Genomic DNA, 15950 nt, shown 5'->3' with positions numbered 1-15950 from the left:
CGGCTCCTTTCAGGACAGCTTTGTTGCTATGAGTCTGCGGATCTCGCGGAGATCCTCTTCGCTGGCAGGTTCCATCTCCAACGCACGCAGCGCCAACTGTGCTGCTGAACCTGCGAAGAAGCGGTCGCTCAACTCGCGCATAAAGCGACGCTCCGTATCTCCCTTTGCGATGGCGGCACGATAAACGTGAGCGCGTTCCGTGGCATCGCGTTCCACCAGACCTTTGTCCAGCATGATCTGCATGAGTTTTTGCACGCCCGTGTACACCACAGGGCGGCGTTCATTCACGGCCTCGAACACGTCGCGGACGGTTGCTTCGCCTCGGTCCCACAGGATGGTCAGGAGTTCGAGCTCACCCTCTGTCGGCTTTGGTATTTGCTTCGTAATCTTCATGGAAAGGAACATATCCGAAGGTCTTCGTAGATGTCAACGAAAATCTTCGTACGATAGAAGTCGGAGGGTCTAAATCTTTTGATTGCATGGGATGAAGGGGCGTAGAAGTCGTTTTGTGACGGAGTATGTTTTTCGTCTGCGAGTCCGCAATGCCGATAAAATATAGCGAGAGCGAAACGCTCGAACAGTTCCAAAAACTTTCCTCCGTGCCTAACCCGGATTTACCGGTGGCTAAACTTATCGAAGACCAGTAACGGCGCGCTGCACGCGAGCGTCGCATGGAAGACGTGAGCTTGAACAAGACGCGCAATGGAACGGGATTTCTTCCTCAGAAGGCAGTCATACGGCGAGCCGTAGGGCTTTTCAGTCTGGGGCTCATCATGGCACCGGCGGTCTGCGCCTTCGGGCAGCAAGACAGCAAGATCGCAACTACCCCTTCCTCTAGCGATGAGGATTCCTCAAAGACCGATCATTTTGGTTCGGTGAACGTTCCGATGGATAGTTGGGTATATCCGGCACTGGAACGTCTCGCCAACCTTGGATTCATCGGTTCACAGAGCGTGTCGATTCGCCCATGGACGCGTAAGGAATGCCTGCGCCAGCTAATCGAAGCACGCGACAATTATTTGAAAGGCGAAGTCGCGGGACATGCGGACGGTGAAGCTGAACGTCTGCTTTCCGATCTTTTGCGGGAGTTCAATATTTCGTCGGGTAGTCCGGAAGCGGCCGTTGAATCTATTTACTTTCGTGAAGGAACCATTGCAGGGCCGGCGTTGACGGATGGTTACCATTTTGGCCAGACATGGTGGAACGACTACGGAAGGCCGCTTGGGCGCGGTAACAGCGCTATTCTTGGCTATTCCGTGCGCGCGAACCGCGGTCGCTTCTTTTTTTATGATCGGCAGGAGTTGCAGCAATACCCAACGATTCAAGGTACGACGCCACAACTTTCTAGTTTGATCACCTATCTGGACGAGTCTTCTAGCGTTCCCGGCTATGCTCCTATAACTCCGAACACAACGGCAGGTGTGCGCCAGCGGCCGATCGAGTTGTATGCCGGAGTGGCGTTTGCCGGAAACCAGCTCTCTTTTGGAAAGCAAGTGATCTATTGGGGACCCACAACAATGGGGCCTCTGTCCTTTTCAATCAATGCAGAGCCCACTTATAACCTGAGGCTGTTGTCCACACGTCCGCATCCGGTTCCATTCACCGAAGGACATGTGACGTATCGCTTCGATCTCAATTTCGGAAAGCTATCCGGCCACCATTTCCCGGCGCGGCCTTATTACAACGGACAGAAGGCCGAGTTCACTTTCTTTGACACGCTGGAATTAGGCTTCACTCGGTGGTCGATTTTGTGGGGTGTCGGACACCCCATGACGATCGGAAGCCTTTGGCGTAATCTCACGAGCCATGCTTCTACTGGCACTAATTTTGCGTATGGAGATCGAAGCGATCCGGGAGATCGCAAAGCTGGATTTGATTTCCGGCTGCACGTTCCTGGACTGCGGAAATACGTCACCCTTTACAGTGACTCCTATGCTGATGACGACGTGAGTCCGCTCAACGCGCCGAGGCGTGCGGTTTGGGCTCCCGGAGTTTACTTTCCTCGTTTGCCTTTGATTCCCCATACAGATCTTCGGGTAGAAATGGCCAGCTCTGAAGAGTTGAGTCAGGACGAAGGACGAGTTCGCAATTTCCTCAACAATCAGTACCGGGATGGGAATACGAACAAAGGTTTTATGCTGGGGAACGCGGTTGGCCGTGATGCGAGGGCAATCGAAGGTCGGGTAACGTATTGGAAATCGGCGAACACAACATTCGGTGGGGGATTCCGCCAAACGAAGGGCGGGAACATGCTGCCGGGTGGGAGCACGATCTCTGACGTCTTTGGCAATGTGACTGCAGGAATCGGCAAAGAGTGGTCCGTGAAAGCCTTTGTCCAATACGAGCGGTGGTTGCTTCCGGTGCTGCAACCGACACCACAACACAATGGCAGTGGTTGGATACAAGTTATGTGGACGCCGCAGAACTCAGTGTTGCGCAGGATTGGAAAAGAGAAATAAGAACGTACTTGGGAACGACCTTAGCAAGAGCACAAACAAATGCGCTGGAGGATATATCCCAGCGCATTTGTTTGTGTGATGGCTAGATCGCTAAGCCACGTCACGGACGCAACGAAAGCCGATGTTCGTTGTCGCGCTATCCGGCGTGTTGGAACTGCGAGCTGCGACGCGGTAACGATTGCAGTACGAGCGGTGGCAAAGATAGGAACCGCCTTTGAGCATGCGTGCGGCCCCTTGTGGCGGTCCAGTCGGATTGTGGCGAGTTGCTAGCTGATGATAGGTGGGATGAAACCAATCTGAGATCCACTCCCACGTGTTGCCTGTGATCCCGAACAGGCCGTAACCGTTTGGTGGAAATGCGTCCACAGGACAGGTTGAACTATAACCATCCTCTGCTGTGTTTGAGACAGGGAACACTCCCTGCCAGATGTTGCAAAGATGCTTTCCGTTAGGAGTGAGCTCATTGCCCCAAGGGTAGGTGTGCTGCTCAAGACCACCGCGTGCGGCGAACTCCCATTCGGCTTCCGTTGGAAGACGCTTGCCTGCCCAGGTGGCATAGGCCACCGCATCATTCCATGAAACCTGTACGACTGGATGGTCCGTTCGGTTGGCAACGTTCGATCCAGGACCTTCCGGATGGAGCCAGGTAGCGCCTTCGACAACGCGCCACCATTCCGTTCCATGAACCGACTGTGTGCCAGTGGATTCTTCGGGGAGGTCACCTGCAAAGACAAAAGACCATCCAATGCGTTCTGCTTCGGTGACGTATTGGGTCTCCTGCACAAACTTCATGAAGTCGCGATTACGGACGGAATACTGATCCATCCAGAAAGGATCGATGGTCACTCGTCGTACTGGGCCTTCGCCATCATTCGGAAAAGTGTCTGCTGATTCGGAACCCATGAGAAACGGTCCACCAGGCAGCAGGATCATTTCGTCGGTGCTACCGGTTACAGCGCGTGTACGTGTGGAGGAGTCCTGCTGCGAAGCTTGCCATACGTCTGCGTGTTGTTTGCTGGGAACGCAGCAGGGAGACGGATTCTTCTTCATTGCACTTTCTCTCCGGCAGCGATACTGCGTTCGGGTTCTGGCAGCATTTCAATCTCTGCGCGACGCATTAGGTCTTCTGTGATTTGGTTCAGTAACACCTGTTTGCGCTCTTCAAAAATGTGTCGCGCAAGATCGGGTCTGATTTCATCCAACGGCTGCACGCCTGCGGGTTTCCAATCGTGCACCATGGCGAGATGAAGACCGAATGTCGATTCAAAAATGTCGCTGAGTTTGCGACGTTCCAGTGTGAAGACTTTTGCTTCGAATTCAGGAACCATCATGCCCCGGCTAACCCATCCAAGCGAACCTCCGTTGCCTTTGCAATCGGAATAGCGATCCGCAACAGCAGCGAATGACTTGCCACGTTTGAGTTCGCTTTCAGCCTGTGTCAAAACGTCCATTGCTTTAGCACGTTCTGTCTCTGTCTCTGCGATCTGAACGATCTGGGAAACCAGCCAGCGCTCTGGAAGTGTGAACGCGGCTGAGTTATTGCGATAGACAGACTCCACTTCGCGACGGTCAGGACGTTGCACATGCCGCGTTAGATACTGCTCTGCTTTTTTCACCATCAGGCGCGACATCATGTCGGTGGTGATGCCGATACCGCATGACTGATTCGCAGCACTGCCCCACGTAGAGCGACGTTCCTCTCCCGCTTCTTCATCGGTGGCAGTTATCCCTTCTGAAACTGCAAGCTGATGCAACAGGATCGCGCGAAGTGTGTTGCGCTCTGCCGTCTGAAGTAGGCGGTGGTACTCCATGGGAGCTTGTTCTTGCACCTGCTGCGGCGTGCGGCCACCGGAAATCTCGACGAATTCGCGATGAAATCGCTCGTCGCTGATGATCTCTCCATTTACGCGAACTGCCATGCCAACAGTGTACTTCTCGTATTGTTTTGCTGTGTGTTGTCCAAAAGGAAAAGGGCACAGCACGAGGCTGTGCCCTTTGGGGTGGATTGAACTAGAAGGTGATACGTCCCGCAATCTGTACGGTACGCATAGCCTGTGCGCTGGTGATCTGGCCAAACTGCGTGTTTCCAAGCGTGGTATTGGGGCTGCCCCACATGCGATGGTTCAGAACATTGAACCCTTCAATTCGGAAGTTCAGGTTTGCACCTTCCCACTTAGGAACGCCAAAGTTACGTTGCAGGCTCAGATCCACGCGATTTTGTCCTGGTGACCGGATGGATCCCTTACCCGCGTTGCCGTAGGTGTACAGAGCATTCGTGCCAAAGCAGCTTGTGTTGAACCACTGCTGCCTGGTGTTGGGCGCTGTGTGTACCGCGGAGCATAGTTGGTTCGGACGGTTTGTGGCGCCGGAGTTGGCATTATCAGAGCTGGTCGTTGGCGTGAGCGGCTGACCAGACTGCCACACCCACACGGGAGATGCAGCCCACCCACCAAGGACGGCCGATGCGATCCGGCTGTTGAATATGGCGTGGCTGCCACTGGGAGCGGCAAACATGCCAGTCAATACTTCGCGGAACGGGATGTCGAAATCCGCAGGACCCCAATTGATTGCATGGTTGTACGCATCCTGTAACGTGTCGCCTGCGGTTGAATTGTCGTTAACGTCCAACGCCTGGCTGAGCAAACTGAAGGTACGACCATAAGTGATGGAGTTACGGAACTGGACACCCTGTGCGAAGCGTTTCTCCACCTTGGCGGAGAGGCCTTCATATTGAGAGGCATTCCAATCGCCAATCTGGTTAAGCGTTGCGGCTGCGGTGTAGCCAAGGAACGGACGTCGCGATGCGACGGACGTGCTGTTCAACACCTTGGGCTGATTCAAGTTTGAGCGGCCCAGCAGATGAACGCCATGGTTGCCCACGTAATTCACTTCCGCAAGCAAGCCCCAAGGAAGCTGCTTCTGCGCAGACAAACTCCACTGCGACACATAACCGTACTGCATGTGTTCTACCCAACTGGTGATGGTGCCGGTATAGGTCGGGTCAAGAGTAAAAGTTGCTGGATCGACTGCCGGAGAGCGCGGAATGGATTGGTTTGGCGATAGCTGGAACGACGTGCTGGTGTTGAGCTGATCGCTGTTCTGCGAGATGGCTCCGTAGTTGTTATAAGGCGGGTTCGTGGATAAGCGGCTTGTGATACCCAGACCCTGATCCTGCGAGTAGAACATGCCGAACGAACCACGCAGCGTCATGTCTTTTACATTGGGAACACGATAGGCAAAGCCGACGCGCGGCGCAATGTTGTTCTTGTCCGCGTAGACCAGTGCGCGGGGCAAGCGCTTGTCGATGCCTGCCTTGATGTATTGGAGATATAGCGGGCTATCTGGATCGGTGATGAAGTTCGCTTCGCCGTTGTTCACATCGTAGAACGGCATGAAGATTTCATAACGAGCGCCGTAGTTGATGGTCAGGTTAGGTGAAATGGTCCATTGGTCATTGGCATAACCGCCGTAGTACCAGCCACGCTCTTCGCTTTTCAGAACGGTGCCCGTGTTGACACTGTTGGCATAGCCCAGCAGCAGATCGGCCACGCCGTAACCGCTCGTGGAACGTGCTGTGGGAGATTGGGTAAATGCACCCGTGAAGCCAAGGCCACCGCGTCCGTTGGATGCAGCTTGCGTATTCGGACGAATCCACATCATTTCGCCACCGAACTTGGTTAGGTGCTTACCGTGCGACCAAGAGACATTGTCTGCCCAGTCCCACACGCCAGAGGTCTTGTGCAGCGGCGAGTTTCCAACTGCTTCGGAACCAATGGTGCCAAGACTGGTGACAGCGAACGTTGGCCAGCCTTCCGTAAGGTTTGGATCGAGCAAGCCAGGGATGAATTCTTTGCGTGCAATAGTACCCAATCCATCATCTGCGAGTGAGGTCCAGGAGAAGCGCAGCTCGTTTAAAAGAGATTGCGTGATGATGCGTGTGTATCCAGCGCCAAGGCCCTTGGAATCCACACGGCTGTTGCCAGGGTCCTGTGCACCGGGGAGACCAACACCTGTGAACGCATTGCTCAGCGTTTCGCCGTAGCGGGCAAAGATACTGTCTTTGCTGCTGATGGTGTAGTCCACACGTCCAATGCCGTTCTTCACGTCAGTCTTGCTCGGAATAAACGACGTGTAGTAGTGGGTGTATGGATCAGTAGCGCTCGTGGCATTAGGCAATGGATACAGAGCGGCAAGCTGCTGTCCAATGGAGTTCAGCTGGGAGGTAGGAATCTTGTTTCCTGCAAAGGGCGTACGCACATACGAACCGTTCACCAAGCGAGTGGTCGTCGGGTCATAGATGATGTACTTCGATTGCGAGAAGTCGCCCGAACGCTCCAGTGCCGTGGGTACAGCGCCGTTGTTCTGTGACGACGACTTAGTATGACGGCCCTCATAGGCACCAAAAAAGAAGACCTTGTCCCGAATGATGCGTCCACCGAAGCTGCCGCCGTATTGGTTCTGAACCAACTGCTGTTTGTTTACCGGAGTGGTGGTGAAGTTATAGGGGCGGGCATCCAGCACCTTGTTACGAATGAAGTCGTAAGCAGATCCATGCCACTTATTACTTCCGCTTTTGGTAATAGCGTTAAGAATTGCGCCTGCACCGGCGCCAAATTCTGCAGAGTAGTTCGATGTCTGCACGGTGAATTCCTGCAATGCATCGAGAGGCGGTCGCACCATGTCTCGTTGACCGTTGTCCAGACCTCGGATGTAGTTCACGTTGCGCGCGCCATCGAGTAGGAACGAGTTCTGCAAGCCGTCATTGCCGTACGCAACGAAGGAGTTATCGCGACCTGAGTTCTGTGGCACAACACCGGGAATGAAGTTGGCGGCCTGGATATAGTTACGGCCGTTCAAAGGAATGTCGGTGAGTTCCTTGTTTTCGATGACCTGTTGCACGGTCTGAGATTTATCTTCAATCAGTGGCGCCTGTGCGGTCACAGTGACGGCGTCGCTGGCTGCACCAAGTTCCAGTGCAGGACGCAACGTGACGGTGGCGCCCACCTGCACGTTGACCGATTGCTGTTGGTAGGTCTTGAAGCCGGACGCAGTGATGCTGACGTTGTAGTTGCCCGGCGGGACCAGCGGTACTTCTGCAATACCGTGATCATTTGTGGTGAGCGTACGTAGTTGCACGCCTGTGTCCGTCCCCGTGACCACTACCTGAGCATTTGGCACAGCGGCGCCACCCGCGTCGAACACGGTGATGCTGATAGCGCCAGTGGAGTTCTGCGCATGCAGCATCGTGGCTGAGAGAAACAGAGCCGGGAGTGGCGTGTAGGCAAGAAGGTGTCTTAATCGGTATGTCATTTTTATCCACGACTAGGGCCGTGGCCTCCTGAAATGGTGTTGCTGTGGTTCGTTCCGGCTTAGTACGAATTGCCGGTTTTCACGGCTGGCGGCGCATCAATGTCCAGCGGGTCGCCCAACCGTTTTTGTTCGGCCTTGAGCTTCGCGATCATGTCCGTCTTCACCGACGCGTATTGCGGATCGTTGATGAGGTCGTGCATCTCCCAGGGATCGTTCTCAAGATCGAAGAGTTGATAGCGCTTGATGGGCACGTAGAAGATCAGCTTGTGCTTCTTCGTGCGGATGGAACGCTGGATGACATTCAACCAGCCGAACATTGCATCGTGGAGAGGTGCAGTGGACTGTCCCAGAACCATCGGTTTCAGGCTGGGGAACTCCACATGCTTCGGAACAGCAACGCCCGCCAGTTCACAGGTGGTGGCGTACATGCTGTGCTGGTAGACCATCTCGTCCACATGCGTTCCGGCCTTGATCCCGGGGCCGCGCATGATGAGTGGCATACGCATGGAGCACTCGTACTGGTTCTGCTTGCCCATCAGACCGTGCTCTCCAACGGCAAGGCCATGGTCTGCGGTGAGGATCACGTAGGTGTTCTTAGCCTGTCCGCTCTTTTCCAGCGCATCCAGCACGCGGCCAATCTGCGCATCCATGTGCGTGATGATGGCGTAGTACTCCTTGCGGTGCGTCTTCACGTCGAACTCGGTCCGCGGGAAGGGAGCAAGCTGTTCGTCGCGTGTATGGAAGTCGCCCTGATCAAAGGGGTGCTGCGGGAGATAGTTCGGCGGAAGCGCGATCTTCTCCACTGGATACATCGCCTGGTATTCCTCGGGAGCCTGTCGAGGATCATGCGGAGCGTTGAAGCCCACGTACATGAAGAAAGGCTTCTCCTGCTTGCCGCGCTGCCCATTCAGGAAGTCGATGGCAGAATCTGCATAGACCTCAGAAGAATGCTTTGTCTCACCCTCAGGACCATCGAGCCAGAGATGCTTGTCCAGCCAATGTCCTTTTAAGGAGCGGTCCGTTGGGCTCCATACGTTGCCAGGAGCAGGCCGCAGGTACATGTTGTGGGCCGGGTCCTTGGGGTCGTGGGTCGAATCCAGATAGCCAGGTCCGGTCGTCTTTAGATCGCTGAACGAACGCTGCAGGGAAACAGCGTCCAGGTGCCACTTGCCAGTCTGGAAGGTTCGGTACCCCGCATTGCGCAGAGTCTGACCCCATACCGGAATCATCCCCGACTGGTTGTCCACGAGCGCCTTCTGCGCTTTGAAGGGGGAGAGGCCAGTGTTCAGCATCGTCCGGCTGGCGATGCAGACTGCGCCAGTCCATGATCCGGAGTGGAAACAATGCGTGAAGTGGATGCCATCGCGAACCAGCCGGTCGATGTTCGGGGTGTGGACCTCGGGGTTGTTGATGGAGTTAATCGTGCGGAACATCAGATCGTCCGCAATGAAGAAGAGAAAGTTGGGCCGGTTGTTAGAGGGTTGCGGTGTGGATGCCATAGCGGCTCGTGCTTGTGTGGCGGCAAGAGCGGCAGAGGAAAGGCCAACAAATTCACGTCTGTTCATCGTCATCTCAAGAGGGAAAAGGCCTTCGTCATTCACAGGAAGGCGGTCAAAGGACATGGAGGTATGGAAACAGTGCAACCCTGAAGGGCAGCGCATACCACTGGCAAGGGTTAGCAGGAGATTCACGGTGTCTCACGTGTGATTCACACGTGAAATCCCAGCTATTCCTTTATTTTGTGAGGATTATCGACAACAACAAAAGGCCGGAATACGCTGCGAAATTGCGCGCACGGCCGCACAAGGCTTGGGTTGCACTTGTGACTGGAAAGAGGAAGGTGATAGAAGCATGACGTGTCTATAACGCCTGAGACTGTGGCAAATACCGAAAGTTCGGCAGAATTGCTGGAACTGGAACGTGTCCTAACCAGTCATTCTTTCGCCAAGTCTCCGCGCCTCTGTTCCCTCCTTGGGTTCATAGTAACGCACTCGCTTCGAGGCTCTCATGGAGACCTGACGGAGCAACAGATCGGTATTCAGGTCTTCGGACGCGTCCCCGGCTACAACTCTTCTGAAGACACGATTGTCCGCGTGACGGTGCGGCAACTGCGTCAGCGATTGGATCTCTACTACTCGTCTGAAGGGGCAGGGAACGAATTCCGGATCGATATTCCAAAGGGCGGCTACATTGCCGCAGTAGAAAAGCAGGCGGTAAGGAAGGTCTCGGAAGCTCCGGCAATTACTCCTCTGGTTTCGCCGCCTCCATCTGCTCCAGTCGCGTCGGTTTCTGTGCCACCACCTCCAAGCAGAAAACCATATGTCTTCGCCATTGCGTTGCTGGGGCTCGCGGTTCTGGTTCTGGGGGTGATCTGCATTCAACAGCGTCGTGCCGCTTCCGTTCCGGTCGTGCGGAAAGGGCCAATTGCTCTCTGGCAGGCGCTGTTCACCTCTGACCGGAAGACTTTGATTGTGCCAGGAGATGCCGCACTCGACATGTTCACAGTGTGGGAGCAGAAGTCGGTGCCGTTGGACTGGTACGCCACCCACACTTACGACAGGGAATCAAAGGCGAGCGTCCCTCCGTCGCACACAGATGTTCCTTTGGCCACGCGATCTGTTACACCCATGGCTGACCTAGCACTCGTTGCTGATCTAGTTCGCGGACCCGAACATATGGGAGCGCCGGAACTGGAAAAGAATATTGAGATTCGATATGCGCGCGACGTTGTCGTCGCAGACACGCACGACAACAATCTGATTCTCATCGGACCAGAAAGCTTTGATCCGTGGGTCACGCTGTATCAGCCGGAGATGGATTTCGTCGCTCACTACGACTACGTCTCAGATGTGTACACGATTCAGAACAAATCTCCCCGGGCCGGAGAGCAGGCGTCTTATATCTATCGACGCGTAAAACCTAACCTCAAAAACTTCACCCATATTGCGTTGTTAGCCAATTCCCAAGGGCAGGGGCGCGTTCTGATCGTGGAAGGCACATCCATGGGGACCACGTACGGCGCTGTAAACTTCCTCACCAGCGAGTGGCTCTATGGCCCCATTCTCCGCCAGGCCACAGACAGCTCTGGCCGTCTCCACGACTTTGAGGTGCTGTTAAGCGGCGACTTCATTCACGGTGGCGTCGGCAACTCAAAGGTAGTCGCTTTCCACGTCCACTAACCGGGAACGAGATACCTTGCGAGCTTCGATACGCAACTGCACCTCGACTGGAATTCCAGCTTTAAGGCACGGAAAAGAAATGCCCTATGCGGTGGAGCGCGCTCGCAAGATTTTGAGGGATTTAAATGGCGTCCCCGACGGGATTCGAACCCGTGTTACCGCCGTGAAAGGGCGGTGTCCTGGGCCACTGGACGACGGGGACGCACCTGCACTCAAGCGTGGGATCACGCTGTGCCATTTCCAAGATTAGTCGTATCTGCGCTCGATGTCAAAATTGCGAAACGCGGCTCTGGAGAAGGGTGCTAGTCTCCAGTGGAACGCAATCATGACTCAGACGCACAACCAGCCCACTCGCCGTTTGTTGGATGTACTGCAGGTAGCCTTTGTCGTCATTCTGCTGGTGTCAAACCTCCTGGCGCAGAAGATATGCCTTATCGGCGGGCTGCCCGTTTCGGCAGCGATTTTGCTCTTTCCCATCACATACATTTTTGGAGATGTTTTCACCGAAGTGTATGGGTATGCTGCTTCGCGTCGTGCCATCTGGCTTGGCTTCTTTGCCACGGCCTTGCTCTATGTTGCGGCAGCATTGGCGATTAAGCTTCCAGCCGATCCCTCTTGGCATAATCAGGAGGCTTTCTCAGCCGTCTTTGGATTTATCCCTCGCATCCTCGCTGCAAGTCTTGCCGCCTTCTGGTTTGGAGAATTTGCCAACAGCTATGTCATGGCCAGGTTGAAGCTGCTGACAAACGGACGTTGGCTCTGGACACGCACCGTGGGTTCCACCGTCGTCGGACAAGCGATCGATACAACTCTGGTGGTTGTCCTGACTTTCGGTGGCATCGTCCCGGCAAGAACAATGTTCTTCATGATTCTTAGCAGCTATGCATTGAAGGTTGGCTATGAAGTGCTGGCAACACCGCTAACGTATGCGGTCATCTATGCTCTGAAGCGAATCGAAGGCGGCGAAAGTTTTGACCGGCACACGTCTTTCAATCCATTTCGATTTACCGAGAGAAAGGCTGCTTCCTCCTCAGAATGTTAACGACATACTATGACCGCGGCGGGCAGTTGGAAGTTGGTGCAGAAGGCGATCTGAAAGACGCTGCATGGATCGATTTGTATGCGCCCTCCTCCGAAGAAGAACAACGCGTTGAAGCGGAACTAAGTATCACCATTCCAACGCGGGAAGAAATGCGTGAAGTGGAGAGCAGCAGCGCGCTTTACCACGAAGGAAATGCCACGTATATCACCGTGCGTGCGGTGGAGCGGGGAAGCAGGGGAGAGCCCGGACTGACAAGCTTCACGCTGGTCCTGGTGCGGCAACAATTCATCACGCTGCGTTACTCAGAACCAAAATCCTTTTCCCAGTTTCTTGCACGTACACACAAGCCGGAACAAGCCTTTCCGTCTTCACAGTCGCTGCTGCTCTGTTTGCTGGAGACCATCGTTGACCGCAACGCCGACATACTGGAAGAGATAGGTGATGCACTGGATCCCATCTCGCTTGAGATATTTTCGCGCGATACCTCCACGTCCATGGAAAGCATCGCAGCAAAGGATTTAAGTCAGGTATTGACGCGCATCGGCAATGCGGGTGAACTCGCGGCGCGCGTACGTCAAAGCCTCCATAGTATTGGCCGTGCTCTCCCATTCTTGAAGCTTGAGATTGAAAATTATGCTGCTCTCGACACGAGGCTGAAAACGCTCACGTTGGATGTGCAGTCGCTGTTAGAACACGACAACTTTCTTCAGACACAGATTCAATTCCTGCTTGATTCCAATATCGGCCTTATCTCGATTCAACAGAACGCGATTATGAAGACGCTTAGCGTAGCCGCGGTTATTTTCCTTCCGCCCACGCTGATTGGCTCCATTTATGGAATGAACTTCGAGCACATGCCGGAATTGCACTGGGTCCATGGCTATCCGTACGCCTTGGGCTTAATGCTGTTGTCCGTGGTGCTTCCCCTGGCGTTTTTTCGCATGCGTCGCTGGTTCTAGAAAGCCGGAGCCTCGACTTCACACATATATCGTGTTACGATATATGTGTGAAGTCGACTTCGACAGATAGGCAACTGACGGTCGTGCTGGCAGCCTTTCGTGCGGATCTGCGCCGCTTTCTTCATTACAGTGAACTGGCGGCAGAGAAGGCGGGACTTCTTCCACAACAACATCAGCTTTTGTTACAGGTCGCCGGTGCACCTGCAGATACGCTTGTCACCGTTGCGTATATTGCTGAGCGGCTTCAGTTGCAACATAACAGTGCCGTGGAACTCTGCAAGCGATGCGAAGCCGCTGGTTTTCTTGTGCGCGACAAGCTCAAAGAAAATCGGCGCTACGTGATTCTGCAGCTGACACCCGCTGGCAAGAAGATGTTGGGGCGACTCTCCAGAGATCACGCCCGCGAACTGCGCCAGTGGGCGCCTGAACTGATCGCCTCGCTCAACAAGATAGCTATGTTCGATGGCGAATTCGAAGGAGAAGTAGAGTGACGATTGAGAAGCCCAGAGGAGGTTGGTTAAGCCGTTCTCTTCCGTTAGTGCATGAGGATCTTTCCAGCACTTACGAACGCAATCTTCATCGCTGGCTGATCGTCGCTCCTGTTGTTGGCATTACTGCAGGCTTGGGAATTACTGCCGTTGCAACCGTTCTGCTGCGTTACGTCTGGCCAAGTGTGCTGGCACTGTATCTTGAGCATCATTGGATCATCATTCCAGGCTTAACACTCGGCGGTATCGTCACTGGTCTTCTCATGCAATTTGGAACGCCCGATCCGAATCTGCATTCCACGGAAGAAGTGATCGAGATGTATCACGAGAACGATGGAAAGATCGATTTGCGCTCGACACCTGTGAAGTTGATCGCAGCTATCACTACTGTGGGGTCTGGCGGAAGCGCAGCGCTTGAAGGTCCCGCAATTTATGGCGGAGCAGCTATTGGCACATGGGTTTGGTCGCGGTTGTCCAAAATCTCAGCGCTCGGGCTTACCCCGCGCCATCGCCGCATCTTGTTATTGTGTGGCGCTGCGGCAGGCATGTCCGCAGTCTTTCGCGCGCCTCTCACCGGTATCGTCTTTGCGTTGGAAATGCCATACAAAGACGACATGGCGCATGAGGCTCTTGTGCCGTCTCTGATCGCGTCGGTTGTTTCCTATATGACACTCGGTGTCTTCTTCGGCAGCGAGCCGTTGTTTGCATTCACCGCGTCGCCCTCGTACACACCCAAAGACCTTGTCTGGTGCGCAGTATTGGGGATGTTGATTGGTCTTATCGCCATGACCTTTGTCATTTCATTCCGCAGGTTGCGCCGAGCAGTGGTCCAGTCGCCGGTGCCGCACTGGATCAAGATGGGAATCGGTGGGCTGGGAACGGCTCTCTGCGGCCTGATATTCCTGCATTTCTATCCCGGAATCCTTGTTCCGCTCGGCCCAAATTACGAGGCAGTGCGAATGATCATTGGTCAGAATCACTCAACGCCAGAGCTACTGTTGTTCACATTGATGAAGCTTGCAGCAACCGCGTGCACGCTGGGAGTGGGCGGAGTTAGCGCAATGTTTGTTCCGTTGTTCTTAAGTGGTGGAAGTCTTGGAGCAGCATTCGGTCAAAGCGTCGTTCACACACAGACCTTAGGGCTGTATGAGGCTGTTGGAATGACATCCTTCATCTCCGCAGCTTACAAAGCTCCGCTAGCGGCTGTGGTGTTTATGGCTGAAACAACTGGTGGCCACGGATTCTTGATTCCTGCCCTCGTAGGTGCAGCGATTGCGTATGTGATCTCTGGCGACGCATCCGTATCGCCAGCACAACATGTCCATTCGCGGGAATCGGCGGCTTAAGATACAACCCATTTATGAATACTTGAGCAGAGCCTCTTGGAATTTCGCAGCTACCGCGCCAAAGCCGTCGTTTCCCCCTCCGATGCCGCCTCCTGTCGGATGCAACTCATTCGCCCAGTATTTCTTGTAATCCGAACCATTTGAGAGCGTGCCACGCAGGTCGACGTAACGAACATTCTCAAAGCCTGGTTCCTTCACAAGCTTTTGTAGCATCGTGTTGAAGCGATCGATCAGCTTGGCGATCATAGACGTCGTTTGCGTCAGATCCATGAACAGCTTTTCGTCGAATCCTGGTTTCAACCATGGTCCTGGCAGAGGGCCCCATCCTCCCAGGAAACCGCGGCCATCCGGAACGGGATAATCGTATCCATGAACCAGGATCGGTAGAGTGCGCTTGAGGTCACTCTGACACAACACATTTAGCAGCGTAAACATCTTGCGATACGCCGTTGCAATGCGAGTGTCGATCACGCCCGCCACCACTTCTTCATTCCAGCCTGCAATTGGCAGATCGATATTGTTGATCAGCATGCCGAATGCATCCCCAGCAATATCGTCGCCACCACCGGAGACGAGGATGGCTTTGGGCATCACACCCAGCGCGACGATCTTGTCCATCAATCGCGCAAATTTGTCCATCTGCCCCACGTGAGAAACCATCGCTTCAATCGGGTCGCCCTTATGTGCGGAGGACTCGACATTGTAGGCGTAGTTGTCTTCCAACTTAGTAAGTACATCGTGAATGGGATAATCAAACCAGGAGTCACCCACTGCCAGGAGATAGCCCGCGGACTGCAGAGCTGCCGCTGCGGCGATCGGAGCACGTTCAGCCACCGGCATCCCGGCACGAGCCCGACCAGGGGACTTCATCTGTGCCTCAACGCGCTCTACGTGAATCTTCAGAGCTGCGGCGCGCGTTTTACGTGAAACCTGTCTCCGCGCAAGAATCTGATCGGCCTGCAGTATCGCTGCTTTTTGAATAGACGACTCTCTCGTAGCTCTGCCATGCTTCGCCGTTGTTACCTTCTTCGCCGCTTTTTTGGCCGGTGCCTTTTTGGCCGAAGCCTTCTTCGCCGTTGTCTTTTTTGCGGATGCTTTCTTTGCGGCTTTTGCCATGACGACTCTCCAGATAAAGACTTGCGATACGTCTGAGCTTGTTTACCTGAC

12 protein-coding genes and 1 tRNA gene are annotated in these 15950 nt (G+C 54.4%); 6 read left to right on the top strand and 7 right to left on the bottom strand.

The window, feature by feature from the left end; all coding sequences use genetic code 11:
- Positions 1-9 precede the first annotated feature (9 nt).
- Positions 10-393, bottom strand: coding sequence for a BlaI/MecI/CopY family transcriptional regulator (locus BLT38_RS11990; RefSeq protein WP_083347066.1), 384 nt, complete (start codon positions 391-393; stop codon positions 10-12).
- A 278-nt stretch (positions 394-671) separates the two neighbouring features.
- On the opposite strand from BLT38_RS11990, the gene BLT38_RS11985 reads away from it, so the two are divergent.
- Positions 672-2459, top strand: coding sequence for a capsule assembly Wzi family protein (locus BLT38_RS11985; RefSeq protein ID WP_083345385.1), 1788 nt, complete (start codon positions 672-674; stop codon positions 2457-2459).
- 90 nt (positions 2460-2549) lie between these two features.
- Here BLT38_RS11985 and BLT38_RS11980 read toward each other — a convergent pair whose 3' ends face one another.
- The 4 genes from BLT38_RS11980 to BLT38_RS11965 all read right to left on the bottom strand — a co-directional run bounded on the left by BLT38_RS11980 (position 2550) and on the right by BLT38_RS11965 (position 9334).
- Complete coding sequence (locus tag BLT38_RS11980; protein WP_083345384.1) at positions 2550-3509, bottom strand: formylglycine-generating enzyme family protein; 960 nt, start codon at positions 3507-3509, stop codon at positions 2550-2552.
- Entirely contained in the window at positions 3506-4378 is an 873-nt protein-coding gene (locus BLT38_RS11975) for a peptidylprolyl isomerase (protein ID WP_083345383.1), read from the bottom strand. Before BLT38_RS11975 ends, BLT38_RS11980 begins: the two co-directional genes overlap by 4 nt.
- A gap of 91 nt (positions 4379-4469) precedes the next feature.
- Positions 4470-7769 carry a TonB-dependent receptor gene (locus BLT38_RS11970; RefSeq protein ID WP_231966449.1) on the bottom strand — a complete coding sequence of 1100 codons (3300 nt, stop codon included), beginning with the start codon at positions 7767-7769 and terminating at the stop codon, positions 4470-4472.
- Positions 7770-7828: 59 nt separating this feature from the next.
- On the bottom strand, positions 7829-9334 hold the full coding sequence (locus BLT38_RS11965) for a sulfatase-like hydrolase/transferase (RefSeq protein ID WP_083347064.1): 1506 nt from the start codon (positions 9332-9334) through the stop codon (positions 7829-7831).
- Between the two features lie 291 nt (positions 9335-9625).
- Here BLT38_RS11965 and BLT38_RS11960 point away from each other — a divergent pair, with 291 nt between their 5' ends.
- Complete coding sequence (locus BLT38_RS11960; protein ID WP_156785114.1) at positions 9626-10948, top strand: hypothetical protein; 1323 nt, start codon at positions 9626-9628, stop codon at positions 10946-10948.
- A gap of 126 nt (positions 10949-11074) precedes the next feature.
- On the opposite strand, the gene BLT38_RS11955 is transcribed toward BLT38_RS11960, so the two are convergent.
- A tRNA-Glu gene (locus tag BLT38_RS11955) sits at positions 11075-11150 on the bottom strand.
- Between the two features lie 123 nt (positions 11151-11273).
- On the opposite strand from BLT38_RS11955, the gene BLT38_RS11950 reads away from it, so the two are divergent.
- The 4 genes from BLT38_RS11950 to BLT38_RS11935 all read left to right on the top strand — a co-directional run bounded on the left by BLT38_RS11950 (position 11274) and on the right by BLT38_RS11935 (position 14783).
- The gene (locus tag BLT38_RS11950; RefSeq protein ID WP_083345381.1) at positions 11274-11990 is read left to right on the top strand and encodes a queuosine precursor transporter; all 717 of its coding nucleotides are present in this window, start codon (positions 11274-11276) and stop codon (positions 11988-11990) included.
- Positions 11984-12949: a magnesium transporter CorA family protein gene (locus BLT38_RS11945; protein ID WP_083345380.1), complete on the top strand. Its 966-nt coding sequence runs from the start codon at positions 11984-11986 to the stop codon at positions 12947-12949. The genes BLT38_RS11950 and BLT38_RS11945 overlap by 7 nt, the downstream gene beginning before the upstream one ends.
- A gap of 83 nt (positions 12950-13032) precedes the next feature.
- Positions 13033-13440 (top strand): MarR family transcriptional regulator, encoded by a 408-nt coding sequence (locus tag BLT38_RS11940; RefSeq protein WP_231966448.1) that lies wholly within the window; start codon positions 13033-13035, stop codon positions 13438-13440.
- The gene (locus BLT38_RS11935; RefSeq protein ID WP_231966446.1) at positions 13437-14783 is read left to right on the top strand and encodes a chloride channel protein; all 1347 of its coding nucleotides are present in this window, start codon (positions 13437-13439) and stop codon (positions 14781-14783) included. Before BLT38_RS11940 ends, BLT38_RS11935 begins: the two co-directional genes overlap by 4 nt.
- Before the next feature lie 12 nt (positions 14784-14795).
- Here BLT38_RS11935 and BLT38_RS11930 read toward each other — a convergent pair whose 3' ends face one another.
- The gene (locus BLT38_RS11930; RefSeq protein ID WP_083345377.1) at positions 14796-15899 is read right to left on the bottom strand and encodes a hypothetical protein; all 1104 of its coding nucleotides are present in this window, start codon (positions 15897-15899) and stop codon (positions 14796-14798) included.
- Positions 15900-15950 lie beyond the last annotated feature (51 nt).

Origin of the sequence: Terriglobus roseus, from assembly GCF_900102185.1 — a bacterium.
Taxonomy (GTDB): Bacteria; Acidobacteriota; Terriglobia; order Terriglobales; family Acidobacteriaceae; genus Terriglobus; species Terriglobus roseus_A.
Note: the sequence above shows the minus strand (reverse complement) of the source record. Positions and strands in the feature narration are given on the sequence as shown.

What these genes read in the sequence shown, in the direction of transcription:
- BLT38_RS11990 (WP_083347066.1), bottom strand. Translation starts at nt 393, where the DNA reads ATGAAGATTACGAAGCAAATACCAAAGCCGACAGAGGGTGAGCTCGAA.
- BLT38_RS11985 (WP_083345385.1), top strand. Translation starts at nt 672, where the DNA reads ATGGAAGACGTGAGCTTGAACAAGACGCGCAATGGAACGGGATTTCTT.
- BLT38_RS11980 (WP_083345384.1), bottom strand. Translation starts at nt 3,509, where the DNA reads ATGAAGAAGAATCCGTCTCCCTGCTGCGTTCCCAGCAAACAACACGCA.
- BLT38_RS11975 (WP_083345383.1), bottom strand. Translation starts at nt 4,378, where the DNA reads ATGGCAGTTCGCGTAAATGGAGAGATCATCAGCGACGAGCGATTTCAT.
- BLT38_RS11970 (WP_231966449.1), bottom strand. Translation starts at nt 7,769, where the DNA reads ATGACATACCGATTAAGACACCTTCTTGCCTACACGCCACTCCCGGCT.
- BLT38_RS11965 (WP_083347064.1), bottom strand. Translation starts at nt 9,334, where the DNA reads ATGAACAGACGTGAATTTGTTGGCCTTTCCTCTGCCGCTCTTGCCGCC.
- BLT38_RS11950 (WP_083345381.1), top strand. Translation starts at nt 11,274, where the DNA reads ATGACTCAGACGCACAACCAGCCCACTCGCCGTTTGTTGGATGTACTG.
- BLT38_RS11945 (WP_083345380.1), top strand. Translation starts at nt 11,984, where the DNA reads ATGTTAACGACATACTATGACCGCGGCGGGCAGTTGGAAGTTGGTGCA.
- BLT38_RS11930 (WP_083345377.1), bottom strand. Translation starts at nt 15,899, where the DNA reads ATGGCAAAAGCCGCAAAGAAAGCATCCGCAAAAAAGACAACGGCGAAG.